This window comes from Sessilibacter sp. MAH3 (genome assembly GCF_054658275.1).
Window position 1 is genome coordinate 82,506 of record NZ_BAAGIE010000013.1, and the last position, 25,402, is coordinate 107,907.

Sequence of the window (25,402 nt, forward strand, 5' to 3'; positions counted from 1 at the left end):
ACAGCCTTTAATAAAATACGTAATTTCATTTATTTAACCGCCGGAATAAATTTTCTAAAAAACTGTCGTCTCGACAATTGATCCGATCGAAGAGTATCGGCTCTCTTTACCGGCTCATTCGTGGCGATTGCTCCAGTCTTATCACTGGATATAACTGCGTTTGCGTCACTTATTTGCTCGGAGGTGTTGTTTGCCTCTGGCGTTAACAGCAATTCTATACTTTGTTTGGCAAAGTCTTGGGCTTGAATCATGGTTTCAAACTGATGCATCATAGAAATTAGCGAGGCACTTGCAAAAGCGCCAAAGCCAATATCTGGCGCAACCGTAAATTCAAACTCGTTGCTTGCGATATCTATCAACCAAGTACTACCAACGGCCGGTAAAAAATTCGACACATTTTCTGCCACAGGAATAACAACGACATTCATACACCAAGGTGTAATTAACACTGCCATGAATAACGGTACGGTTTGAAGATCCGACTTTAAATGACGGCTATCGATTTGCTGTAGGGCAACTACATCAACCGATAATTGATCGTTGTATAACGGCATATCAGACATTCTTTCTGCAACCGATGCGTAGCAATTACGAATGTTATTGTCTAGAACACACACGTGATCCAAAACCGTTACAGAAGAATTTGTCATTGTTAATACCATTAGGGAGAAACAATCATAAATTGATCTTTATCGCCTTCACATTGAGGACAGCACCAATGTGCAGGCAATTTTGAAAATGGTGTTCCGGCAGCAACTTGAGCAACTTCGTCACCTAATTCTGGATCGTACTGATACCAACAGATTTTGCATTCCAAAATGGTGGCATCACTTAACTGGCTGGCATCGCCCAAATAACTGCCTTCAAAACCTTTACTCGGATTTGCGGCGTCATCTGCTGGTGGTAAATTTTCAGAGTCGCTATTCATAACCATTACTTTAATTGTGGCCCTAATTAATAAAAGGAAACCCTGATTAACCTAGAGTTTCTTGCGACACAAGGATGTGTCGCCAATTTCAAGAACAGTAAGTAATTGAAATTGTGAAGACGCTGGAAATCGCATTGTCAATTTCTATCCTCTGGTTAAATCATGGATGAGTTAGTCAGAGGCTCCAAAAAGCTGCCTACGCGTTAAATCAATGCTTCGTGAATTTCTCGCAAACGTTCTGCGGAGTCTTCAATATCTTCGATTGCCGCGCAGGCAACTTGCGGCACACCAATCACTTCTAAGGTATCCAAAATCAGTTGATCGGTAGAGTTAAAATATTGTACTCGCCACACACCTGCCACTAGCGTGCTGGTAATACGGCAGTTGCCGTAACCGCGCGATAAAATACTGACCTTACCGTGGCCCAAGCGCTCGTATAAAAATAAATGATCTTCTGGCGAAAATGGCAATAACGACAAGTTAACAACATGTGGCTGCGAACGTGGATTTTGTTGATGCTCACCGGCTTTATCGAGCAGTTCAAAAATAACCGGGCCAGCATTTAAGGTATCTTTAGGCAATTCGTCGGAATTAAAATTTAAATCACCAAGATCTTTTTCTGCACGTATCTGTACATCAGAAGGAATAGCACCAACCTCCAACCATTGACAGACGATTTCGTTGCTGGCGTTAACTTTTTGCAACCACCAAACACCCGCTAAAATGGTTTCTTGAATGCGAATTTTTTCGTGATCTTTATCCGCAGCAAGCATGGCAGCCACTTCACCATCACCAAGGGTTTGGTACAACAGAGATAATTCTTTTGAATTTAATTCTTCTAAAGAAATATAAGAAGACTCATCCAATAATTTAAGTTGAGACTTTAAATCCAACGCTTTTTGCAGATTTTCTAAAACCGCCAGCACCGCCGGATGATCAGACATCTCTTCCGGCTCAGGCAGTACTGGCATATCAAAAGAGTCCATCTCTTTTGGCATGGTTAGATAATTTAAAACCTGCTCTTCAACTCTTGAGCCCGGCCCAATAATTCCGCCACCAACATTAATACCTAAGGATTCGGCTTCACTTTGTGGGTTGGATAAATCAACCAGTGGAATATCACCTTTCATTTATTTTCTCCTATTCATTCACACGGCTGATTTATTTACGCAAGTACTTTTGGCGTTCTGGATAAAATTTCTGGTACCGAAACCATGTAATCGTCCCAATCGCGAATACGGGCGATGCTGCCTAAAAAACCGGTTCCTTTACAAAATACCAAGGCAGGCCACTGTAAAAAATTAAAACGCTCTTGCAGCTCTTTTTCACTATCACGGCTAATTACGGCGGCTTTTAACATTGGAAAGGTTGCAACCAGCTCGGGTAACACTACGGCAACGTCTGGGGTTTCTTTTTGCTTGGTGGCATCTTCGGTGAAAAATAGCACCGAGTATTCATTGGCAGCCAAAAATGCCTCTAACGTGTCGGTGGTAAGCATTGGATAAGAAAACTCGTTGGTGAGTCTTTCTATTAATGGATGAGTCATTTATTTTCCTTGAAGTTTCTCTACCGACTTTTAATGCACAGTCAGCTGCCTTGTTATTTATGATATTTAAAATGCTGTTATTTTTTTAAGAGCGCCTGTAAATGCGCAGGTAATTGGGGTTCGCGGTTTAAGTCTTCAAAAAGATGATCAAATGCCGAGCTATCGCCACGATCAACCATCATTAACGCCGATAACGCTTTACCCACTTGATCTGCTCGCTCGGGAGAAATAATTTCGCGCGCAGCGTTTAAAAATACCAACAACCACTGTCCTGGATGCAGAGACTCAACCAACGAAGCGTCCACCAACTGTTCTTTACTGGAATCGTCGGTTTCGCCGTAGCGTAAGCACATCACTCGATTGCCATCGACCGAAACCACCTGCATAGGAATGCCGATACACATACTCAGGCGTCCTTGTTATCAACCGGAATAAAGCGCGCATCACCGTAGCGATAGGCTTGTGACTCGGCTGGCCGACCAGACTCGTAAATCTCCATAGACAATTGATCTGGAGACAAACTTTCAACCGTTAAATCCGCCGATTTTGGCTCTAGGAAAACATCACGCTCGGCAAGGTAGGTTTTAGCAATTTCAACACAGGGTTCGATTTGTGCGCGTACCACATCGCGTAAGCTGCCACCAAAATCTTCAAGAGCCTCTGGCTGGCAGCCAATCAAAATCAGCTCTGCCGGATAACTTCCGGTGAACGCCGCCGTAGACAACACCTCTTGGAACCCGGTTTGATGCAGGCTCATTTTCTTCGCCCCCATAAATTTAGGAACATCATCATCGAGAATAACCTTCACGGTTCCGGGTTCTAGGCCGTAATCGATGGCATCAAAAACCACTAACACATCGCACTCTTGAACAAACTGAACCAAGTACAAACCTTGGGTGCCGCCGTCTAAAACGGTAACGCTTTCGGGCCATGAATAGCGTTGATTGATATGCTCTACGCAACGCACGCCAAATCCTTCGTCGGCCCAAAGCAAATTGCCAATTCCTAAAATTAAAACTCTTTTTTGCATTGTCTGTTTTCCGTGGTCTGCCACTGAACGTGCGTTCTTGTTCCTTAATGCTTTGGTGATTCGAAACCTAAAAAACCAACCCAAGCACCTGTCAGGAGTATTTGACACTGATCAAAACAAGAGATATGCCAATTCGTGATTAGGTACCAAAAGCTCGTAACACCAAGGGTTACATCAATGTCGCGATAAACTACAACCGAAAAACAATAAAGATTTGATACAAAAACCGAAAAAATAGGAAAGAAACTTTCCACCATTAAATTTAAGCAAATTAGCGTAAAAATAACAGCGCTCATTACCTATCGATGACCAAGAATAAAAGCATCAAATCAGCAGATAGATAGGCTGGCCTCCCGTTAAGGAAACTCACCTGAAAGATTTACTTTGAATTAACTTCTTGAGGATTAGTGGAAAGTTTCTTTTCACTTTTAAGCGCATGATACAGCTCCCACAAAAGCTGCTTTTCTAGCCAAAACATTGGCGTGGTATCGAACTGCTCGGCAAGCTTAATGGAAGTATCGGGACTGATTGCGCGAGAGCCATTGACGATTTCGTTGACGCGACGCCGAGAAATTCCCATGCGTCGAGCCAAATCGCTTTGGCTAATTTTAAGCGGAGCCAGATAACACCGCTGGAGAAACTCCCCAGGGTGTTCTGGCTTTTTAAGATAAAATCGAGCCCCACCTCTACAGCAGGCGTGGTGGGCAGGAAGCATGCTAGAAGTAGAGCTCGAAACTGGTACTGCGGAGTGTTTTGTATCACTCATAGGTATAAACGGTCTATTTAGTCGGGCTTGTCATCCTTGAACATTCGCCAGCCACCAACCATTGTTGAGATCAACGATTGACGCGACATAATGTCTTCGCGAACAGCCACATATACATGGGTCATTACAAATACAATAATCAACCACATGCCTAAATGATGCCAAGTGTGAACATCTTGGCTTTGACCAAAGAGCGGAATCACCCAACCAAATACGGTATCGGCCCAACTGCCAGCGCCCGTCCCTTCTCCATACAATGCAAATCCGGTGATGATCATAAAGATCATTCCCAGCACAAACATGAAGAACATGGCAGCCTGACCCAACGGGTTATGGCCGATGTATTTTTTCGGCGTTTTCTCTAAGAAAAAATACCAACGCAATTCATGGATCACACCCGCCCACCAAGATGCGCGGAAAATCGGAACCAAGAACAGCTCGCGAGAGTGATGATTACCCACAATAGCCCAGTAAATTCTGCCTAAAAACGCAATACCCACAATGTAACCTGCGGCGAAATGCGCAAAGCGAATGTAGCCCATCAAATAATTATCGATGGCCTCACCCGGCTGCGTTGGTAATGGCGCACCAATAAAATAACCGGTGACGCTCAACACAATAATGCAAAGCACCGTTACCCAGTGCCAAAGTCGCAACGGCGCCTCATAGACATAAACCGCCGTTTGACGTCGAACCTTCTCAGGACCATGTTCAGTAGATGCAGAGACATCACTGGCAGGAACGTGATCAGCGCTCGTTTCGATAGTTTGATCTGACATGATTTTCTCCATCCGAGCAAACAGAGGCGGCAAGCACCACCTCTATTTGGGTAATCAACGGATTTTCACTCGTGACATTTCTTGACCATCTTCTGACATCACGTGAGTTGAACACGCAAGACATGGGTCAAAGCTGTGGAGTGTACGCAAGATTTCTACAGGCTCTTCTGGGCGCTCCATTGGCGTGTTCAACAACGACGCTTCAAACGCTCCGATATTACCGTCGCTATCGCGTGGAGAACCGTTCCAAGTGGTAGGTACAACCGCTTGGTAGTTTTCAATCTTGCCGTCTTTAATCTTAATCCAGTGACCCAAAGCACCACGTGGCGCTTCGTTGGTACCCACGCCTTTGGCCTCTTTCGGCCAAGTGCTCGGATCCCACTTCTCTACGTTAGCGGTAGAGCTGTCACCGTTTTTGATGTTGTTAATCAAGGCATTCCAGTCATCAACCATCGAATCAACACAAAGCTCGCAATCCAACGCACGCGCCAAGGTTCGACCAATGGTAGACGTTAAGAACGGTTTAACGCCTAAATCTAAGCCAGTTGCTTGATTAAATGCCGACAAAGAGCGATCAACCTGCTCAATGACATACTCACGACCAGAGTTGTACGCAATGATATAGCGAGCCAATGGGCCTACTTCCATCGCATGACCTTTCCAGCGCGGTGCTTTAATCCAGCTGTATTTATGCGCTTCGTCGAGCTCTTTGATGTTGGTCTTGGTACCCTTAGTTTTAGGGCCTAACTCAAATTTAGGACTGGTATCGCCATCCCAAGGATGAAGACCTTTTTTACCTTCGGCGTATTCGTACCAAGAGTGATCAACAAACTCTTGAACCTCGTTAGGATCACGAACATCAACCGGAAGAATTTCGTTCCAGTTACCATTGATAATGGCCCCAGCAGGAAGAAGATCGGTCGATTTATCACCCGGAATTACCGTGTGAGTACCGTAAGATAATACGTTTGACGCCGACAAACCGCCGCCGTACAACCAATCTTTGTAGATACCGCCAATGGCGAGCACGTCTGGAATGTAGACGTTTTTGGTAAACTCTTGCGCTTCGCGGATACGCGCCAACACAAAGTTTAGGCTGGTCATATTAACCGGAGCACCGGCAGCACCCACGTCGTCCAAGTTAATAGCGCAGGCAACACCGCCCACCAAGTAATTTGGATGCGGGTTTTTACCACCAAAGATTGTGTGAATCTTCACCACTTCTTTTTGCAAATCCAACGCTTCTAGGTAATGCGCTACCGCCATCAAGTCGGCTTCTGGTGGCAATTTGTACGCAGGGTTATCCCAGTAACCGTTGGCAAAAATACCCAACTGACCGCTTTCCACAAACTTTTTCAAGCGGTTTTGCACATCGCGAAAGTAACCCGGGCTAGACTTTGGATGCGCAGGCGATACTGCCTGTTGCAGCTCAGAGGTTGCCTTTGGATCGGCCTTCAATGCATTAACTGGGTTCACCCAATCAAGCGCGTGCAAATGATAGAAATGCACGATGTGATCGTGAATATTGAGCGTTTTGTCCATCAAATGACGAATCAGATGCGCGTTGTAAGGAATTTCGATGCCTAAGGCATCTTCTACGGCGCGCACAGAGGTCAACGCGTGACAGCCGGTACATACACCGCAAATACGCTCTACGAAGGCCCAAGCATCGCGAGGATCACGACCTTTTAAAATAACTTCCAAACCGCGCCACATGGTTCCGGTAGAAACCGCATTACGGATAATGTTGTTTGAGTCTACGTTAACTTCGCAGCGCATATGTCCTTCAATGCGCGTCACCGGATCAACTACGATACGACGGCCGCTGTTATCTAAACCACTTGCATTTAGCGGGACGGTCATTACGAGTGCTCCTCTTGTTTCGCTTCTGTCTTGTCATCAGAAGTTGTCATACGCTTAATCGCACTTACCGCAGCATGAGCCGCAATTGCAGCGCCCACACCACCGGCAACTGCCGTACCGATTTCATCGGCGTTTTTCTCGATACCAAATTGTGGAATATTGGTTAGGCGATCGTAGAACGAGCCTTTATCCCAGAAGCCGTCTTCCGAACAACCGATACAACCGTGACCGGCTTGAATTGGGAAAGAAACGCCTTCGTTCCAACGAACGGTTGAACAGGCGTTGTATGAAGTTGGACCTTTACAACCTACTTTGTACAAGCAGTAACCTTTGCGAGCACCTTCGTCATCCCATTGCTCAACAAATTGACCAGCGTCAAAGTGCGGGCGGCGATAACATTTATCGTGAATGCGCTGTCCGTAGAACATCTTTGGTCGACCCTGGCGGTCTAATTCAGGCACTTTTCCAAAGGTAAGCATGTAGGTAATAACACCGGTCATAACCTCGGCAATTGGCGGACAACCAGGCACCTTAATAATTGGCTTGTCTTTAATAACCTTGTGAATTGGCACCGCTTGAGTTGGGTTTGGACGCGCCGCTTGCACACAACCCCAGCTCGCACAAGAACCCCAAGCAATAATCGCTTTAGCGTCTTTGGCAGCGTGCTTTAATTGATCCAAGAACGGCTTACCGCCAATGATACAGAACATACCGTCTTCGTTTAGCGGGGGATTCCCCTCTACCGCAAGAATGTACTCACCCTTGTACTTCTGAATAGTCTCTTCAAGAATAGCTTCGGCTTGATGTCCGGCTGACGCCATAAGGGTATCGTCGTAATCCAAAGAGATCATCGACAAAACAACATCTTTAACCAGTGGATGCGCTGAGCGGATAAATGATTCTGAGCAGCAGGTACACTCCAACCCGTGTAACCAAAGAACTGGCGTACGCGGTTTCGTCTCCATGGCGTTGGCAATTTGCGGAACAAAAGTTGGGCCTAAACCCAAAGCTGCGGCGGTTAGGCTGCAATACTTGAGGAAGCTACGGCGGGTAATCCCCTGTCGCCGCATCACCTCATAAAAGGTTTCTATTTGTGACATGCTTGGTCAATCCTCTGGCTGTCTGTCCGCACCAGCGCGAGATTCCTACTCTGGGCGGTAGTTATGGGTCCTCATCAGGCATAAGCCGTTCAGCAAAAACCAAACCAGATTAAAAATTCTAAAGACATCAATAGCTTAGAACGATTTTTTTGATTAAAACCAACACCAATTAGCCACTAAACTCAAAAAGCGAAAACTTGATTACCATCAACCGGTGAGCATGTCTTCACACCAGCAGGTTTATTGAACGGTCAAATTGGAAAGACAACTTCCACCCTGTCGCCTCGATTCACATTTCTGTAAAGAAAGCTTCCTAAATATTCAACCACGTATACAAATATCGAAAAATGATCATATTTCAATCAAAAAAGATTAACCGAATAAACACGCTTTATTTATCGACATAATGGTAGAAATTTACTCAAAGAAGCAACCCAGTCTTAATGGACTGATTTTCAATCAGAAAGATTAAGCCAAGAACACACCTAACGACAAAAACAACGGCCAAAACAAAGCGCACAAAATGACCGACAAACATAAGCAAAGCTCTGGGTTTAAAAAGATTAGCTATTGAAAGCCATTGAGAATCGAACCTATTACTCGCGCAACAATCGCCCGAACAAAAGTTACCCAAATAACAGTCTGCTATCTGCAACGAGCAATAGGTAGAGTTTGAAATAACGGCTAGTGCACCGTACACACCATGCAGGGATCAAAACTGCGAACGATATGCTGGACAGAAACCGGATCGGTTTCGCCCTCTATCACCGGTGCGCCTTCCAGTGCTTTTTCGAGGGCGCCGGGTTGATCACGAACGTCTCGTGGTGAGAAATTCCAGGTTGTGGGTGCGATAATTTGGTAGCGCTGAATGCGACGGTTTTTAATCTCAATCCAGTGCCCCAGCGAACCTCGGGCGGCCTCCATTAAGCCAACGCCGGTACCGTTTTTGATAATTTCGTCGTTGTGGCAATAGGGTTCAGAATCGAGATCGGTTACCCACCGCTGCATGTGAGGAATGGTTCGCGCCAGCTCCAACATGCGAGCAATCACCCGAGTTGCCACATTAGCGCCCGATTGCGTTACCAACGCTTGAATCAGTGGAACCCCTGAAATCACACCACGAGCAATGGCTCCGGTTTCAAACACCTGCCCATTTAAGCGCGGCGCTTTACACCAACTGTAAGCGCCCGGCTTTTCGCTGGATTGCAAAGATACATCGGTTAAACCCTGCGAAGGATGCAATGCCTGCTCGGCGATACCGTCCATCCAAGAATGGCTAATGTCTTCGGCAATGGCATCAAGCGGTAAATCTTGTAATCCACCCTCGGTCGTCCACATGCCTTGCTTAACAAGAAGATCGCCGGACTCAGAAAAATTACCGAAGCTTAAAAAGCGGTTGTCGTTTTGGCCGAGCGAATACAGGTCTAGTTCTTGAGCGAGATGCAAAAAGGCACGAAAGTCACTGTCGTTAAAAGGCTGCTCATTGGCCCAATTGGTTAAATCCGATACCGAAGCCAAGGAGTTAACCACATCCAAATTATCGCCAAACAAAGTGGTTTCTAAAAATCGCCGGAAATCCGCCAAAATAGCCAACAAGCGTAACCGCTCTGGGCGTGTTACGGGTTTACTTGTACCGCCGGGTTGAATCGACAAGGTGTGCGGCCAGTGGCCTGCCATAACACCCATAACGTGCAAAAACTTAGCTCGCGCCGGTAAAATTTCTTTGGCAGCTGTACCTTCAACCGCCTTAAAACGGTCACGCATAGGTTTAAACCAAGATTTATGGGCGTAACTATCTCGCGCAAAATCCGGCATAAAAAACAGATAAAAATGCGTTAACAAATCGGTTAAAGATTCGTTGGCCAACAATAAATTTTGCGAACGTTCACCGTTTAGCGTCATGCTCAGTCCACTGGCATTGGCAATCGCCCTTGCGCAAGCAATCGATTGGCTTACTGAACAAATTCCGCAAATACGCGGCGTATAGACCAAGGCATCTAAGGTGGGCTTGCCCACTAAAATCTGCTCAAAACCACGATACAACGTGGAGTTAACGCGGGCAGAGACTACTTTGTGTGCTTCAACTTCAAGGGCAATGTCCAAGTCGCCTTCGACTCGGTTAAAAGGCCCAACTAACAAACGACTCATGACTTGTTCTTCTTGTGCAACGTCGGCGGATAAATTAACTGCTCCGAGCGCGCATTATGCTTTAAACGCTCCGGTGTTGCTGCTTTCGATAACGATGCCAAAGCCACAAACCAAGCTTTAGGCATATCCGTGGGCAGTCCTACGGGAATTCCGGCGATTTTTGGCGTTTCGGTAAACGAGTGACGCGGCTCTTCAAACTCAGGCGCCGTACAATTAATACAGGCGTAGCCGCCACGTGTACAACTGCCCTGCCCGTTCCACAGTCGCGTATTGCAATCGGCATGAGCTTGGGTACCCAAGCAACCCATGTGTTCCATCATGCAACCCTGTTCGCCGGGCAGCTCAGCACTGGCTTTGTATTCATAGTATTCGTTGCGAGTGCAACCGTGATGCACCAGCTGATCGGTGTACAAACGCGGCCGAGCAAAGTCGTCAAAATCTTCTTTGATTGGTTTATCGATCACCAAAGAGAGCAAAGTCTCCGTCACCCAACCGGGATGAACGGGACAACCAGAGACATTAATAACCGGCAGCTTTTCTTGCGAAACATAATCGCTGCCGAGCAAACCACCGCGCAATTCACCTTCAAACTGCAAACCGGTGGCATCGGTAATGTTATCTCCGGCTGTAGAAACACCACCAAAGGCTGCACAGGTACCAATCGCCAAGGTGTATTTGGCTTTTGCAGCGAGCTTCTCTGCCCATTCAATCATGGCGATACCGGTGCCGCCCAACATGTGGTAACGACCGGTACCGTGAGGGCCACGCAATAAAGCGCCTTCTATGCAAAAAATATCGAGCGCAATCTCATCATTTAAGATTTGATTTAATAGAGTTTTGACTTCTGTTCCCGTCTGCTCGCTTAACGACGGATGCCACAAAACATTGATTCCTGCGTTTTCTAAGGTAGAAACCAGATCAGGACTTTCGGCATTTAACAACGACATAGTACAGCCACCGCAGCCTCCAGATTGAAGCCACAATAAATTTGCCATTAACGCCTCTTCTTAATTGAAAATTTATTGAAAATACACAGCGTGTTAACACTGTTACGCGATTATCAAACCGTTTTAGTTTCGCCTCGATTTAATCGTCATTTTTTGGCGATACAGGCAACATGAGCCTCGCTAAAGCTCCGCCTTTTTCTAAATTAACCACCGACAACTCGCCGCCATGTTCAGAAACAATGCCGTAACTGATCGACAGACCCAAACCCGTACCCTTGCCCGGCGGTTTGGTGGTAAAAAACGGATCGAATAATCTCGGAAGGTCATCTACAGCAATGCCCGGGCCGTTATCTTGAACTTCCAACCAAAGCATAGCATTCGCACCCACTCCATCTTGACCTGCACGAATAATAAGCTTGGGAAGTGGTAACTCTTTTATCGCATCGACCGCATTTTGGATAAGATTTACCACCACCTGGTGAATTTGCCCGGAATGACCACGGCCGCCCAGCTTTTCGGGTAAATCCTTCTCAACGATGACCTCGGGGTTTTCTTTTAAAATCCAGTGCAAGGCAGATTGCGCAACATGAACCAAATCGAAGGGCAGCTTTTCACTACGCTGGGTAGAAGAAAATTGCCGTAAATCATTAACGATTTCGCGCACTCGATCGGCACCTTCAAGGGTACCTTCTACTAACGAATCTAAATCCGAAATCGCCCGATCTAACCGCAGCTGAGCGCGCAGGTTTTTAAGTTCATCGCGCGAAGTACCGGCCTGTACAGCATCAAAATATTCAACCAAACGCGTGGTATAGCGTTTAAGCGCGTGCATATTGCCGTACACAAAGCTGATGGGATTATTTAATTCGTGAGCAACACCGGCCACCAAGCGGCCCAGCGACGCCATTTTTTCGGATTGCACCAACCGCTCTTGTGCGAGTTTTAACTCTGCATGGGTTTGGTTGAGTTCCGCATGAGTTCGATTCAATTCTTTAAACGCTTTTTGCAAATCACCCAACGGACGACCCGCAACCACAATGCCAATCAAGCGCCCTCTGGGATTAAAGCGCGGCGAGCAATTAAGCGCTAAAGGTACTTCACCACGTGCGCCGTTAATCACAATTTCAAGATCGCGAACCGGCGTATGCCTTACTTTGCGCAAGCATTCTTTCATTACCGCAAAGTGTTCACCGGGGCACAATTCCGGCAACCACGTGCCCATTAGCCCCTTAGAGTCACGGCCACAAAATTCTTCAAAGGCTCGATTAACCTGCTGAATTTTTCCTTCGTGATCACACACCACCAGCACATCGCTCATGGCCGATAAAACGCTATCAAAAAAATTCTGCGCCTCGGCGAGCTTAGTGTTTTGCTCTTCTACCTGAACTTGGTAATCCACCAAATCCGCGTAGGCTTCATCCATTTTGCGGATAACACTCAGCCACGCCTCTTCATCGGCAAGCATTTGTCCACCCAGCAAATTAACGGACTCGTTATCCATCATGAATGAATTCTCGGTCAATCTAATATAGTCGAAGGTTTAAACTAATTGAAAACACTCGGCGTAATCAAGCTTTAAACCTGCAATCAGCAAGTAATGGGCACAACCCAGCCAGCAAAAATAACAGGTGAAAACTTAGTTATCAGTTTGATCCACCTCAAACGGCCGATTTTCGAAACCGCTTTTCAGCTAAAAAGAAAAAAATATAACGCACATCCCGTGCCTTGGCGGCCAAAAATAAAACCTCTTAAAAACAATACGTGTAACCCTGTGCGTGGCACTTTAATTGCTGAATCCATCCTACAAACAATCATGGACTTCTTACATAAGCTCACTCAAATTAATAACAGGAACCTTTCAGTGATGTCTCGTAAAACCCTACTCTCTCTGGCCGCTGGCGTATTCTTCACTCCCTTTGCATTTGCTCATCCCGACCACGCACAGACACTAACCGGTGGCTTTGCGCACGTATTTACCGGATTCGATCACATGCTTTCTATGTTGGTTTTAGGCGTTTGGGCAGCGTGTTTAACAAAACCCCTGCAACGCACGATTAGCCTTTTGGTACCAGCCATTTTGTTAGTTGGATTTATCGTTGGCACAGCGTTTGAATATTCAGTGGTATCACTGGCCGATATGGGGATTATGGCCTCATTAATATTGGCCGGTGTTTTAATTGCGAGTCGCTTAAGATTCCAAGGTAAAAATCTAATTCAGATGAGTCTGGCAATTATATTTGCCGTTAGCTTTTTGTTATTCCACGGTATTGCCCACACCGAAGTAACAACAGGATTTTCGGCCAACTTTGTCATCGGACTTATCTCCGCAAGCGTAGTGCTGCAACAATTAGGTTTGAGCGTTGGAAAATTTTTATTTGTGCGCCTACCTGCAGCCCACAAATACTTTGGGACAATAGTCTCTTTGGCAGGTCTTGGTATCGTTGGAGCTAGTATAATTACAGGTTGATATTCTTTGTGGGCAAGCCCTCTGGCCCGAAGGCTTGCCCTTTTTTTGTGTTGGCGATTTATCTATTCCAACAATCTGCCAATTCTCACTACTGTAACTTTTCCCATATGAATCGACTCTACTTATAGAGTAAATTTACACTAAATATTACAATCCAAAGATGAATTTATTGTATAACAATGTATTTAGAAACTAAGATTAATTCGTGAAATGAACAACTTAGTAAACAATCACATATATATTACAGCTACAACATTTTTCCAAGCAGCAGAAGTATTATGGGGTAGTGGGAGGAGTAACTTCGCGTATCCAATTATTATGAACTATGCATTCGCTTGCGAGCTAACCCTCAAGTCTATGCTGTCGCAAACAACCCCCTCCAAGATGAGCCCAGATGGGATACTGGGACTTACATCAACTACTTCGAAGCATGGACACCAATTAGATAAACTTTTTAATCAACTCCCTTCAGAATTAAAAGATAAAATCGAAAAAAACTTTAGCGAAAACTGCGAATACGATCTAAACAGCCTATTAAATAAATGTTCCAAATATTTCGAATCAAGTAGATACGTTTATGAGAAAAAAGGCATAAGTCATAACTTAACTGAAATGAGAACCCTAACGACCAAGCTAATTAATACCGTAAAAAAAATCGAAAATTAACTCATCAAAAAACAATCATGAGCATACTTAGCAAATAAAATCCTGCTCCCAATAAATAATACTCATCGCACTTCGCAAGATACAAGAAATAAATACGAAATAAAAAATCACTTCTTCGAGCTCACACCTCAAGTAAATCAACCACGCCCAAACACCGCCGAGTTATTCACCTAGAATTTAGCAATTACAACCTACCCCATAATTTACATTGGGCTTGATCACCAAATTAAATACAAAAACTCAGCAAATACTTAGGCTAAAAAACAACATAAAAAATGAAAACAATCATTAAACCCATTTTAAGATTAACGTTTTTATTGCTGGTGGTTACGCCAATATTGGCTTGGTTTATTGTCAAACCCGTGAGAATAATCGCACCCGAACTTGTCGGCCTAACCTGCTACGACAACCAAATTTGCATAGATGCAGAAACCGAAGACTTTAACCTAGAACTCGCCCAACAATTACGTGCGGACGCACAACAGTTTTTATCAGAAAAAGTAAGCAGCTTTACAAAAACACCTAATATTATTTATTGCTCAACATGGCAATGCGCTAAAAAATTTGGACTTGGCGACAGATCGGCCATAACACTCGGCACCTTTGGCAGCGCCATAAGCCCGAGAGCTTGGCAAGACTACTACATACGTCATGAGCTTATTCACCAACTACAAGCCCAAAATATGGGAATAATTAAATGTTTATTAACACCCACATGGCTAATAGAAGGCATGGCCTACGAACTTAGCGAAGACCCAAGACAGCCCCTAAAACAACCGTGGGAAAATCATCGGTTAAAATTTAGGAAATGGTTAAATAGTAGTAATCTGAACAAAATTTGAGATAGAAATAATAAGTAATAAATTGAAGAATTAAAATAAAGCGTCAACCATCTATGCTCCCCACATGCCATCGGGTCCTTGACATGTTTGAAAAGTGTCGGTTGAAGTCGTACCATCAGTATTTTTAACTTGAACTAGCACATCCTTACATACAACCATGACTGTATCTTTTATAACAATTTCTCTACTTTCTTGGGTCTCATACAGAAAGGATTCTTCGTCAGCAGATACATTTAATTTTTTTTCATCCAACAGATACTTCGAACTAGCATAACCAATCTTTTCAGAATCAGTACCTATTTGATACCAATTATTTTCGGAAATACCTGAGACAGAGACCATTTCTCCCTTTTTCAATTGCGTTATAACTGGATACTTTATGCCAGGACCTTTTCTAACGTTTAGCTCTGTAGAGGCATACTTATCAAAATTTACGGGTTTAACTTTAAAAGCTATTTCTTTCTCCTGCATGGATTGTTTAACAGGAGTGATTACAGCAGTCGAGACTGAATGATCGCTTTTCCAGATAGTAGATTCATTAACATTATTTTTATTCAATACCTCTAAAGTTTTATTTTGTAGTGACAGCCTATCACGCTCATCAAGTTTAGATCCTATTTGATTCCCAATAAATGCACCTATTGCGGCGCCAATTAGGGTAGCTTCAGTAGAATCACTAATTCTGTTTCCGATTAATGCGCCAATTACTGCACCAGCTCCTGTCCCAACAGACTGTTTATTAGCATCAAAATTTTGACAGCTTGTCATCAGTAAAGCCACTGGTACACAAATAAATTTAGTAATTTTCATAATTCCTGAACGTCCTTTTATACCTAATCACTATAAATAAAATGCGTGAAGTTATATTGCACATTTTGAGAGTGTAAATACTCCCCCCAACGATCAATTATTACTTTCCTCAAAGGAGCCTCGTGTCTATATCTATCTAGGATATAACCATGAAAATTCACTGAACCATGATGATCTAAAGGATAGTATTCAGAAATTTTTTCAGACAGGGGGATTTCTTCGTAAAAATGTAAAACTTTTCCGTTCTCTAAAAAATCGCTTATAAAATGAATTGTTAAATTAGAACTTTTCGTTCCATACACCGATTCAGATAACGTCTCTATCAAAGGAGAGTAAGAGGATGTACCCGGTTGTTTTAATTCTTCAATAATCTCCTCCAATTTGCTTGAAAAAAGCTGCTCATAATCACGCTGAACATATGTACAATTTTCAATTAAACCATTGCAATCTTTTTTTGATCCAGGATTACATTTATCGAATAACTTATTCACAACAGTGGTTTGCCGTTCGAAACCTGTTATTGAGGATATTGTAAATCTATCTCCAGTTTCAACATCGGTATAAATATCAGAAAGCAGCCTCCTGATACTGGAAATATTTGAATCACCCCACTTATCACTCTTATCTACAATTACACTAATATGATTATAGGAATTATCAACAGCACAGTAGTTTTCATCCAATTGGACTACACTATTCTCCAACCACAATAAGATTCCAATAAATAATACCGGGATAGTTCCTACAACATACATCCAAAATACTTTATTTCCCAATTTAATCATGATTTTTTAACCCTCAACGAACGCTTAAACAGGCAATTCATCAGAATCAAAAACTTCAGAATTTTCGATAGAACTAGAACCCCGACTTCTATTGTCTTTAGGTAAATTTAATGTTTTCGCGCTCGTATACTTATCATAAAATTCTTGTAATTCATTTTCGTAATGTCGGCGCATCTCTGAAAAATTTTCTACATCTACATCAATTGAGGTACGAATCAATTTTACTGCACTCAATATTTTTTCTTTTTCTTCTTCTGGATCCAACCTCTCCATCCCTCCAGCAGAAAATTGCAAGCCTTCAGTAATTGGAAATTTACTTGCATCTCCAGATATTTCATGAAGAGACTTCCTAAAAGTAATAATTATTTTTTCAGCAACTGAGGAAGCGGAATTAAAATAAATTTGACAACAAGCATAAAAAGCCAAAATCTCAGCTTCAAAATCATTCAGAGATGATTTCATTATATTAAAATTTTTATTAACTTTATAAATCTGTTCCTCAGCAACTCTTCTCAAATCATTAATTTTAGATTTATATTCAATTTCATGATCATTAATCTCATTCTCAAAAAATCTGAATGTTCTATATCTTTTACCATAACCAGGATATCGGTCATCTAAAGAATATCCTTTATAAAACCCCAAAAAGGTCACTATGTAGCCTATCAAAATCAACAAAAACGATTCGAATGCATATATTTCAAAGGGATGAGAGGTGAATCTGCTCAGTGTTTCAATTACTTGAGCGTTTGCGTCACGTTCAATAAGCTCTCGATAATGAGCGGTTAAAAGATGCAACATAGATAGAGATATAAAGCATACCGCTACAAATAGAGCACCTAAAAATTTAAATAATTTATTTACGTGAAATAAATATCTTAACCCAAAATATCCCGCCAAGACAGACATTAAAACATTGATTGTCGAGATTGCACCCGCAATAAGCACACCACCCACATAACCTCTATCGGAAATACTTTGAAATATAAAGGCATTAGCTAACGCTTCAATCGTTAAAGCAAGATAAATAAGATACAAATGAACAGCCATACTTTCAGGGTAGCTAGCTATTCTATTTAATAATTTATTCTCCTTTCTAAAAAAATTTAAATCCCACTCACATTCAAATAATTTTTTATACAAACTTCTTTGTTTTTTATCGTAGTCATTAAATTTTTCGTCACAATCTCTACGAAATTTTGTAATTATATTTTTCAGACCATCTTCCGCTGTGTCTCGATCTTTTAACTTCGTCAATCTCTTATTAATAGCACTTATGCCGGTAAGATAGAAATCTCTCAGCTTTTGAACATAATCAGTTACGTCTGAAAGAAATTTTTTCTCTGGAGTTGTGAGCTCTTTATCATCAGTGACTGAGAGATAGCTCCTACCGAAAATACCTGCTTGTTTCGAAATTTCGTCGCTTAAATCCTCATCAAATTTATAAATATCAAACGATTCCCAATACCAACTACCGTCTTTTCGCTGTTTGGCTTTCCAAAATTCTGTACTCATAACAATCCCTTAATTCCAGCACGACATAGTGTTAATAAAAACAAAGTCTTGTAAGCTTACATTTGAAATAATACATAGAGAAGAGATATCTAAGTGTTTAAAGACTTAAAAAGAAAGAACATTCATATCAAAATGTTTTATAGAAATTAAGGCCTAGCTCACACCAAGCTAGAACTAAATCCAAATAAATAAATTAAGCATTGATAAATAAGATTTTTTCAAGTTTAAACAGTGCCTACTATTGTTTTCCTATCAACTCGAAAACCAAGAAATCTTCATAGAGGCACCTGTCAAAAAAAACATCTCAAATAAAAATTTAATATCAATAAGAAATAAAAGTACCCACCAGATATTCCCACATCCTCATTTATGATAAATTATACTGGTTTTAGAATTTCGACTGCCAACTACAGCGGCATGAATTTTCAAGATAGCTACATTATAAATGTTATCTTTAGACTTTTTTCCTTCCTAATAAGGACTACGACTTGGCTGAGGTGCTATATATTTTTGACTTTGTAAAAAATCATGTTTCTGAATACACAACTATTAAAATGTACGCATGGAGACCAAAAACCGTAACTGATTGATTCTGAAATATGAGTTCGTAAAAAATTAACAATTTCAGAATCTTAATATAACAGGAGGTTGATTAAGTCTTCTATGATTTAATTAGAGTAGAGAATATGAGAATTTATTTTCTAATTTTCAATGACTTGAAGTTCTTGAAATTGGCTACACATCAGTATATCGCTGAAAGCTCTAAGTTAGTTAGAATTTCCTAACTCAAAATATAGCATCTAAAGTAGCTTTTAACTTCCCAACCGATAACATCTTTCCGGTCTGCCAATGGTGCCGTAGGTGTGGTCTACGCGGAGTTCTTGGGTTTCTAGTAGGTATTCTAAGTATCGGCGTGCAGTCGATCGGCTGACGCCGACGACGTCGCCAACTTTTTGGGCGGTGTAGCTTTGGGTGGCGTCGGCCTGGAATACAGCGCGAATTTTTTGTAGGGTAAGCGGATCAACGCCTTTGGGGAGTCGTGCGGAGGTTTTTGCGGTACCGCTGGTGTTTTTTGCTTTTAAAAAGGTATCTACTACCGATTGCGTTAATTCAGAAACGCCGGATAATTGTTGTTGTCTGGCTTCAAAGTCTGCCAACGCTTGTTCGAGCCGTGGTATTAAAATGGGTTTGACTAAAAAATCACAAATCCCTAATTGCATGGCGCGCTCTAATACATGTACTTCGCGAGCTGCGGTTAATAGCATAATTTCGCTTTTGATACTTTGTGTGCGCAGTTCTGCCAATAAGTCTAAGCCATTGCCGTTGGGGAAATACACATCCAATAAAATTAAATCGGGTTGCACATTCGCAAGTAACGCCCTACCCGTTTGCATGTCGTGAGCCATTCCCATGATGCTGTAGCGACCACTGGATATTAAATAATGCGCTAAAAATTGCGCCACTTCGGGTTGGTCTTCAATAATTATGCAAGAGTAGTTCATGATAGTTCCGGTAATGCCTGTGACGCTTTGGGAATGTACAAGGTAAATCGCGCGCCGCCTAAATCTGAGTCAGCGATTTCTAGATTTCCGTTACAGGCATTTAAATAGGTTTTGACTAAATACATACCAACGCCATGTTGGGCGCCACTTTTTGAGCTAAAGGTGGGCACAAATATTTTTTCGATTTGATCGTTTTTAATTCCGTCACCGCTGTCTTCTACCTCAAACACAAGGTTCGAGCCAACTTCTTCTAAACTCAGTCTTACAGTACCTTCTGGATTTTCAGATCGTTGTACGGCTTCTATGGCGTTATCAATTAAATTACCCAACATGGATACCAAGCGTTCAAGTTTGTGTTTGTCGTCAATATTACTCAGTTCGCTTTCTGGGTTGATGTCTAAATTAATATTTAATTCGCGAGCTTTTAAATATTTACCAAACACTAAGGCTGCCAATACTGGTGGCTCAATATTTTGCAATAACGCGTGAATTTTATCTTGAAAACCACGGCTTTCATTGCCAATTAACTCTAGCGCTTTATCGTATTTTTCCATTTGAATCAACGCGCCTAGGGTATTGAGCTTATTCGAATAGTCGTGAGTTTGTACGCGTAACAATTCGACAAAGGCTTGTACTTTGGCCAATTGTTGGCTTAGATGTTCAATTTCATCCGCGGGTCGCATACTAATTAAAATACCATCGGTTTGGCCTTGTACCTGCAAAGGCAAGCGCGAAAGGACAATCCATTGATTGTTGGCGAACAATTCAAAACCAATAATTAATCGGCTGGTGTCGGTTAATAAAAATTCTGCGTGTTGCGGCAACAAATCTTTTAAATGCGTAAATTCTAGATTAGGTGAGCCGCATAGTATTTCTCGGCCACGCTGGTTTATTTTGCGTACCGTGCCGTCAATGTCTAAGGCTAATATACCGGTACGAACCGTATTTAACATGGCTTCTTGTTCAGCGTATAAGCGGCCTATTTCATCAGGCTGTAAGCCAAATAATTTGCGTCGCACCCGCATGGCGATCCATTGCGCGGCAAAAACCGCCAACAATAAAATAAAGAAACCGGTAGCAAAAATGAGTATTTTTTCGCGACCGGCAGCGAGCTCGACGGATTCTTGTAATACACCAACGGAGACTAAGCCAATAACCTCGTTATTGGCACTGTAGATAGGCACCTTGCCGCGAATCGAAGGCCCTAAAGAACCAACAGCTTTAGAAATATAAGATTCACCCTGCAAGGCACGCAAACTATCGCCACCTTGCATTTGTAAACCGATACGCGTTCGGTCTGGATGATAAATTCGAATGCGGTTGGTATCGCCAATAACAATAAAGCTTAAATCGGCATCGGTTTGTAGTGTATCCAAACGTTCAATTAATTGTGGTGAGAACTCGCCAACTTCCATGGCAGAAACGACGCTAGGCTCAGAAGCAACCGCTTGAGCAATGGCTAATGCTTGGCGACCAGTACGCTGTTCTATTACAGTCGAAACCAAATGCTGGCTGGTGTAGGCGAACATAATCAACTGAAATAAACAAATGGTTGAAATACAAATCAACAACCAAATTTCTAAGCGTCTGAATAATTTCATAGTAGGAATATAAATTCTAAAAAAAGGGGCTAAAAATAACCCCACAATAGGCATGTACCATAGGCCTAGACAATTGTTGGAGACAAAAAATAAATGAAAACGATCATTAAAACTGAATTATTAAAAACTTAGAAACTTTTGATGAGTTTTTACTGGTTTATTATTATTCTTAAAATTCTCTGGTCAATCGTTAGATAATTTAACCGGAAGATCTTTATAGACCGACTTTTGGATTAACAACCATTTTTTGATTAACAGCCTTTTAAATAACCATCTTTAGAACAACAACTTGTTCATTAAAATCAGCAAGAGTAACCATTATTATTAGACGATTATACAACAGACGCAGCTGATAATTCTGTGAATTCCATTTCTAGAGAAATAAAATACTTGAGGAACCTGGGGGTTAATCAGAGTTCCCTTAATTATTTGTTAGAGCCAGTTGATTTTCAAATTCGGTTGAAATTGATTATTCAACTGACTTTTACCTTTAAGTAATTTTAGTATGCGTTATTTTAATACAGCTACGTGTGCTTCCATTTCTACGCTGATTTTTTTACGCATGTCCATTAATGAAATTGCCGAATCGCGTAAGAAAATATCGTCTTCCGTTTGTGGAATCCACTCAGGTACCGGTGTTGGATCGCCATTTTTATCAACGGCTACCATAATCACAATACAATGCGTGGTTAGGCTTTTTTTATCGGTAGTTGGATCACCCGCGCTTACCGCTAATGCAATGTGCATAGAGGTTCTACCGGTGTAAATCACTTTTGCGTCTACCTCCACAAGGCTGCCCACCATAATAGGACGCACAAAGCGAATACCACCAGCGTATACGGTAATGCAATAACGACCGCTCCAACCAGCAGCACAAGCATAGGCCGCAAGGTCGATCCATTTCATCACTGCACCACCGTGCACTTTTCCGCCAAAATTCACATCCGTCGGTTCGGCCAAAAAACGTAGGGTGACTTGTCTTTCTTTTCCTGCCATAGCTACTTCTCCAATTGAACACGCAGTCATGAAAACTTATACGACAAATCCTACAATCGTTGTACCAAAATTGAATAGCCAAACGAATATTTTCAGAATTTTGTTAAAAACCTGTCTAAACATACTACTTAAAAGCACTCTAGCTTTCGGTAATTTGTACTTTTTCCGCTTCTTTTGTCATTTTGCGACGTAGAATTGGCCCAAGAATATAAGGCGTAATTAAACCAACCACGGCCAGTGTCCAAATTCCAACCGCAAGACTGCTCGACCAAAGCACACTCCAATCACCGTTAGACAGTGTTAGCGCATGGCGAAGGCTTTTTTCCATTTCGGGTCCCAGAAGCATTCCTAGAATAATGGGTACTAATGGGATCTCTAGCTTGCGCAAAATGTAACCTAAAACACCAAATCCAATCATAAAGAATAGATCTACAGCGCTGTTACTGATTGCGTAAATCCCTACCGATGCAATAAGAGTCACAATCGGCATTAAATATTTTGGTGGTACGCTCAACAACTTAACAAACACACCCACCATTGGAATGTTCATTAATAATAAAATTAAGTTACCAACGAATAATGCAGCGATAACACCCCACACCAGATCGGCATTTTGGGTAAACAACATTGGGCCGGGTTGTATGTTCAATGAAACTAACATGGCTAACAAAACCGCAGTGGTACCACTACCCGGCACACCCAAGGTCAACATAGGCACCAAGGCACCGTTGGCAGCTGCGTTATTACCCGCTTCTGGTGCAGCAATACCGCGTGGGTCGCCCTCACCAAAATGACCTTTGTCACCAATAATTCGCTTTTCTAGAGTGTAGCTGATAAAGCTGCCCAAAGACGCACCAGCACCCGGCAATACACCAGCAATAAATCCCAGTACCGAACCACGAATACTGGTGGGCAATATGCCAATAATATCGGCAGCGGTTAATTTAAGCTTATTAAGAACAACTCGTTTTAAACCTTCACTGGAGTGTTTCTCGATAAACACCAGCAGTTCACTAATAGCGAATAAACCAACAATAGCGATAATAAAATCGATTCCTTCGTACAATTCTAAAATATCGTAGGTATAACGTTGGTTACCCGTACTTAAATCGATACCAACAGTGGCGATCATTAAACCAATGCACGCTGCAATAACGGTTTTGAATTGGTTTTTACCGGTAATACCGCCCAAGGTTGCAAAGGCAAGAGTAAATAACGCGAAATATTCCGCTGGCCCAAATTTAAGTGCAAAGCGTGCTAACCACGGTGCTAAAATTACCAAACCTATGGTGGCCAAAAAACTGCCTATAAAAGAAGCAATGGCTGAAATTGCTAGAGATTCTGCTGCCTTACCTTTAAGCGCTAAAGGATGCCCATCTAAGCAGGTCATCATGGCCGGTTCGTCACCGGGAATATTTAATAAAATACTGGAGATGCGACCACCGTACATTGCACCGGCATAAACAGAGGTTAATAAAATTAACGAAGCCTCTGCCGAAAGCCCCATACCAAAGGCCAAGGGAATTAATATCGCTACACCGTTAGCAGGGCCAAGGCCCGGTAGTGCTCCTACCAGTGTGCCCAACAGCGCACCGAGTGCGGCAAACATGAGGTTTTCAAACGTTAAGGCAACGGCAAAACCTTGAAGTAAAAAATCGAGTGTTTCCATAATCAGCCAAACTCCAAAATTCCTGCAGGCAGATGTAAGTCCAGCACAAAGTTAAACAGTAAAAACACCGATAACGCGCAACAAACACCGGTTGTTAAAGCAGGCACGGGTTTAGAACCCATTCGCCAGCACAAAAAACTCACCACAAATATTGTTGCTGGAATAAAACCAACCGGTTCAAGCAACGCGGTAAATATTGCTAAGGCAATAATTACGAACAGCAATTGCAACAACATTGCAACACCCGGCCAGTCGCTATCGGCATCGGGTTTTATTAATAAATAAATACTGCTAATGCCGAGAATAATCGATAACATAATTGGAAAGGTTTCCGGGCCAACGGTTTCGGCACCGCCAAAAGGCTCGGGAAAATGTACGGCTTCCCAGCCGTACACAAATGCAATAATCAATAAGACTACGCCAAGAATGCGATCGCCCTTCATCGAATTAATCCTACTTCGGTTGAAATCGCGCGAATTTCTTGTACTTGTTCACCAACAAAGGTTTTAAATTCTTCGCCGGTTTTATGAAACGGCATTAATCCGCTTTTGCGCATAACTTCTCGCCATTGTTCACTGGCGTATACCTGATCAAGACTGGTTACCCACCATTGATAAGCCTCATCAGAAATATCTTTAGGTACATAAAAACCACGCCAATTAGGTGCAACCGCAGCAATATTTTGTTCTTTTGCCGTTGGTAGATGATCTAAAGGCGCAGGCAGACGTTCGTCCGATAACACGGCTAACACTTTTAAATCACCGGATTCCAAAAAGCCGATTACTTCGGAAACATCACCGGTAAACGCTGAGATATGACCGCCAACCACTTGCGTTAACGCCTCAGCACCGCCGGCAAATGCCAAATAAGAAATGTGTTTTAAATCGGTAACACCGCCAGATTTTGCCGCCATCAATACTTTTAAATGATCCCAACCGCCAGCAGCACTACCACCCGCAAATTTTACAGAATTAGCGTCGGCTTTCATGGCAGCAATTAAATCTTCAAGCGTATTAAACGGCGAATTTTTACCCACCGCAATGACACCAAAATCGGCACCAACGGCACCGGCCCAACGCACACGTTCTGGGTCCATACCGGCAAATTGACGTTGCGCTAAACGTGTAACCGTTGCCGTACTGGATGCCACCATTAAGGCATCGTCTTTTTTACGCTTACCAACCACATGGGCAAAAGCAACACCGCCCCCAGCACCTGGCATGTTGTTAGTTTGTACGGCACCGTCAATTAATTTTAAATCGGTAATTACTTTGCCAATGGTACGACAGGTAAAATCCCAACCACCACCGGGCGCCGCCGGTGCGATACAATCCACCGAACGACTTTGTTCAAAAGCAAAAACTGATTGCGAACACAAACCGGAAATAACCGCTGCAAGTAATGCGCGTTTAAGAGTGAATTTCTTCATCATTTATTATCCT

The 25,402-nt window shown here is 42.6% G+C and carries 24 protein-coding genes; 2 read left to right on the plus strand and 22 right to left on the minus strand.

What is annotated here, in order from left to right:
• Nucleotides 1-29 precede the first annotated feature (29 nt).
• The 13 genes from hybE to ACYQ2C_RS10020 all read right to left on the minus strand — a co-directional run bounded on the left by hybE (nucleotide 30) and on the right by ACYQ2C_RS10020 (nucleotide 12,611).
• A complete protein-coding gene (gene hybE / locus ACYQ2C_RS09960) occupies nucleotides 30-650 on the minus strand; it encodes a [NiFe]-hydrogenase assembly chaperone HybE (RefSeq protein ID WP_460102028.1) in 621 nt (206 codons plus the stop codon).
• 11 nt (nucleotides 651-661) lie between these two features.
• On the minus strand, nucleotides 662-928 hold the full coding sequence (locus ACYQ2C_RS09965; RefSeq protein ID WP_460047849.1) for a rubredoxin: 267 nt from the start codon (nucleotides 926-928) through the stop codon (nucleotides 662-664).
• A 203-nt stretch (nucleotides 929-1,131) separates the two neighbouring features.
• Nucleotides 1,132-2,058 (minus strand): hydrogenase expression/formation protein, encoded by a 927-nt coding sequence (locus ACYQ2C_RS09970; protein WP_460102031.1) that lies wholly within the window; start codon nucleotides 2,056-2,058, stop codon nucleotides 1,132-1,134.
• A gap of 35 nt (nucleotides 2,059-2,093) precedes the next feature.
• On the minus strand, nucleotides 2,094-2,474 hold the full coding sequence (locus tag ACYQ2C_RS09975) for a hypothetical protein (RefSeq protein ID WP_460047847.1): 381 nt from the start codon (nucleotides 2,472-2,474) through the stop codon (nucleotides 2,094-2,096).
• A 77-nt stretch (nucleotides 2,475-2,551) separates the two neighbouring features.
• Nucleotides 2,552-2,878, minus strand: a complete 327-nt coding sequence (locus ACYQ2C_RS09980) for a HypC/HybG/HupF family hydrogenase formation chaperone (RefSeq protein ID WP_460102034.1) — start codon at nucleotides 2,876-2,878, stop codon at nucleotides 2,552-2,554.
• A 2-nt stretch (nucleotides 2,879-2,880) separates the two neighbouring features.
• The gene (locus tag ACYQ2C_RS09985) at nucleotides 2,881-3,504 is read right to left on the minus strand and encodes a HyaD/HybD family hydrogenase maturation endopeptidase (RefSeq protein ID WP_460102036.1); all 624 of its coding nucleotides are present in this window, start codon (nucleotides 3,502-3,504) and stop codon (nucleotides 2,881-2,883) included.
• A 379-nt stretch (nucleotides 3,505-3,883) separates the two neighbouring features.
• A complete protein-coding gene (locus ACYQ2C_RS09990) occupies nucleotides 3,884-4,270 on the minus strand; it encodes a HigA family addiction module antitoxin (protein WP_460102038.1) in 387 nt (128 codons plus the stop codon).
• Between the two features lie 17 nt (nucleotides 4,271-4,287).
• Entirely contained in the window at nucleotides 4,288-5,049 is a 762-nt protein-coding gene (gene cybH, locus ACYQ2C_RS09995; RefSeq protein ID WP_460047842.1) for a Ni/Fe-hydrogenase, b-type cytochrome subunit, read from the minus strand.
• A 54-nt stretch (nucleotides 5,050-5,103) separates the two neighbouring features.
• Entirely contained in the window at nucleotides 5,104-6,912 is a 1,809-nt protein-coding gene (locus ACYQ2C_RS10000; RefSeq protein WP_460047841.1) for a nickel-dependent hydrogenase large subunit, read from the minus strand.
• Complete coding sequence (locus ACYQ2C_RS10005) at nucleotides 6,912-8,012, minus strand: hydrogenase small subunit (protein WP_460047840.1); 1,101 nt, start codon at nucleotides 8,010-8,012, stop codon at nucleotides 6,912-6,914. The genes ACYQ2C_RS10000 and ACYQ2C_RS10005 overlap by 1 nt, the downstream gene beginning before the upstream one ends.
• Nucleotides 8,013-8,696: 684 nt before the next feature.
• Entirely contained in the window at nucleotides 8,697-10,160 is a 1,464-nt protein-coding gene (locus ACYQ2C_RS10010) for a nickel-dependent hydrogenase large subunit (RefSeq protein ID WP_460102042.1), read from the minus strand.
• Entirely contained in the window at nucleotides 10,157-11,155 is a 999-nt protein-coding gene (locus tag ACYQ2C_RS10015; protein ID WP_460102044.1) for an NADH-quinone oxidoreductase subunit B family protein, read from the minus strand. Before ACYQ2C_RS10015 ends, ACYQ2C_RS10010 begins: the two co-directional genes overlap by 4 nt.
• Before the next feature lie 91 nt (nucleotides 11,156-11,246).
• A complete protein-coding gene (locus ACYQ2C_RS10020; RefSeq protein WP_460102046.1) occupies nucleotides 11,247-12,611 on the minus strand; it encodes a PAS domain-containing sensor histidine kinase in 1,365 nt (454 codons plus the stop codon).
• A 360-nt stretch (nucleotides 12,612-12,971) separates the two neighbouring features.
• Here ACYQ2C_RS10020 and ACYQ2C_RS10025 point away from each other — a divergent pair, with 360 nt between their 5' ends.
• The gene (locus ACYQ2C_RS10025) at nucleotides 12,972-13,574 is read left to right on the plus strand and encodes a HupE/UreJ family protein (protein ID WP_460102094.1); all 603 of its coding nucleotides are present in this window, start codon (nucleotides 12,972-12,974) and stop codon (nucleotides 13,572-13,574) included.
• A gap of 941 nt (nucleotides 13,575-14,515) precedes the next feature.
• The gene (locus ACYQ2C_RS10030) at nucleotides 14,516-15,082 is read left to right on the plus strand and encodes a hypothetical protein (RefSeq protein ID WP_460102048.1); all 567 of its coding nucleotides are present in this window, start codon (nucleotides 14,516-14,518) and stop codon (nucleotides 15,080-15,082) included.
• 51 nt (nucleotides 15,083-15,133) lie between these two features.
• Here the strand turns inward: ACYQ2C_RS10030 and ACYQ2C_RS10035 are convergent, their stop codons facing one another.
• From ACYQ2C_RS10035 to ACYQ2C_RS10075, 9 genes are all read right to left on the minus strand, one after another.
• Nucleotides 15,134-15,892 carry an SH3 domain-containing protein gene (locus ACYQ2C_RS10035; protein WP_460102050.1) on the minus strand — a complete coding sequence of 253 codons (759 nt, stop codon included), beginning with the start codon at nucleotides 15,890-15,892 and terminating at the stop codon, nucleotides 15,134-15,136.
• Nucleotides 15,893-15,915: 23 nt separating this feature from the next.
• Complete coding sequence (locus tag ACYQ2C_RS10040; RefSeq protein ID WP_460102052.1) at nucleotides 15,916-16,677, minus strand: hypothetical protein; 762 nt, start codon at nucleotides 16,675-16,677, stop codon at nucleotides 15,916-15,918.
• 24 nt (nucleotides 16,678-16,701) lie between these two features.
• Nucleotides 16,702-18,192: a hypothetical protein gene (locus ACYQ2C_RS10045; protein WP_460102054.1), complete on the minus strand. Its 1,491-nt coding sequence runs from the start codon at nucleotides 18,190-18,192 to the stop codon at nucleotides 16,702-16,704.
• Between the two features lie 812 nt (nucleotides 18,193-19,004).
• Nucleotides 19,005-19,694 (minus strand): response regulator, encoded by a 690-nt coding sequence (locus tag ACYQ2C_RS10050; protein ID WP_460102056.1) that lies wholly within the window; start codon nucleotides 19,692-19,694, stop codon nucleotides 19,005-19,007.
• Complete coding sequence (locus ACYQ2C_RS10055) at nucleotides 19,691-21,295, minus strand: sensor histidine kinase (protein WP_460115676.1); 1,605 nt, start codon at nucleotides 21,293-21,295, stop codon at nucleotides 19,691-19,693. Before ACYQ2C_RS10055 ends, ACYQ2C_RS10050 begins: the two co-directional genes overlap by 4 nt.
• Before the next feature lie 510 nt (nucleotides 21,296-21,805).
• Nucleotides 21,806-22,291: an acyl-CoA thioesterase gene (locus ACYQ2C_RS10060; protein ID WP_460047824.1), complete on the minus strand. Its 486-nt coding sequence runs from the start codon at nucleotides 22,289-22,291 to the stop codon at nucleotides 21,806-21,808.
• A 139-nt stretch (nucleotides 22,292-22,430) separates the two neighbouring features.
• Nucleotides 22,431-23,960, minus strand: coding sequence for a tripartite tricarboxylate transporter permease (locus ACYQ2C_RS10065; RefSeq protein ID WP_460047822.1), 1,530 nt, complete (start codon nucleotides 23,958-23,960; stop codon nucleotides 22,431-22,433).
• Between the two features lie 2 nt (nucleotides 23,961-23,962).
• Entirely contained in the window at nucleotides 23,963-24,403 is a 441-nt protein-coding gene (locus ACYQ2C_RS10070; protein ID WP_460102062.1) for a tripartite tricarboxylate transporter TctB family protein, read from the minus strand.
• Nucleotides 24,400-25,392, minus strand: a complete 993-nt coding sequence (locus ACYQ2C_RS10075) for a Bug family tripartite tricarboxylate transporter substrate binding protein (protein ID WP_460102064.1) — start codon at nucleotides 25,390-25,392, stop codon at nucleotides 24,400-24,402. The genes ACYQ2C_RS10070 and ACYQ2C_RS10075 overlap by 4 nt, the downstream gene beginning before the upstream one ends.
• Nucleotides 25,393-25,402: the final 10 nt, after the last annotated feature.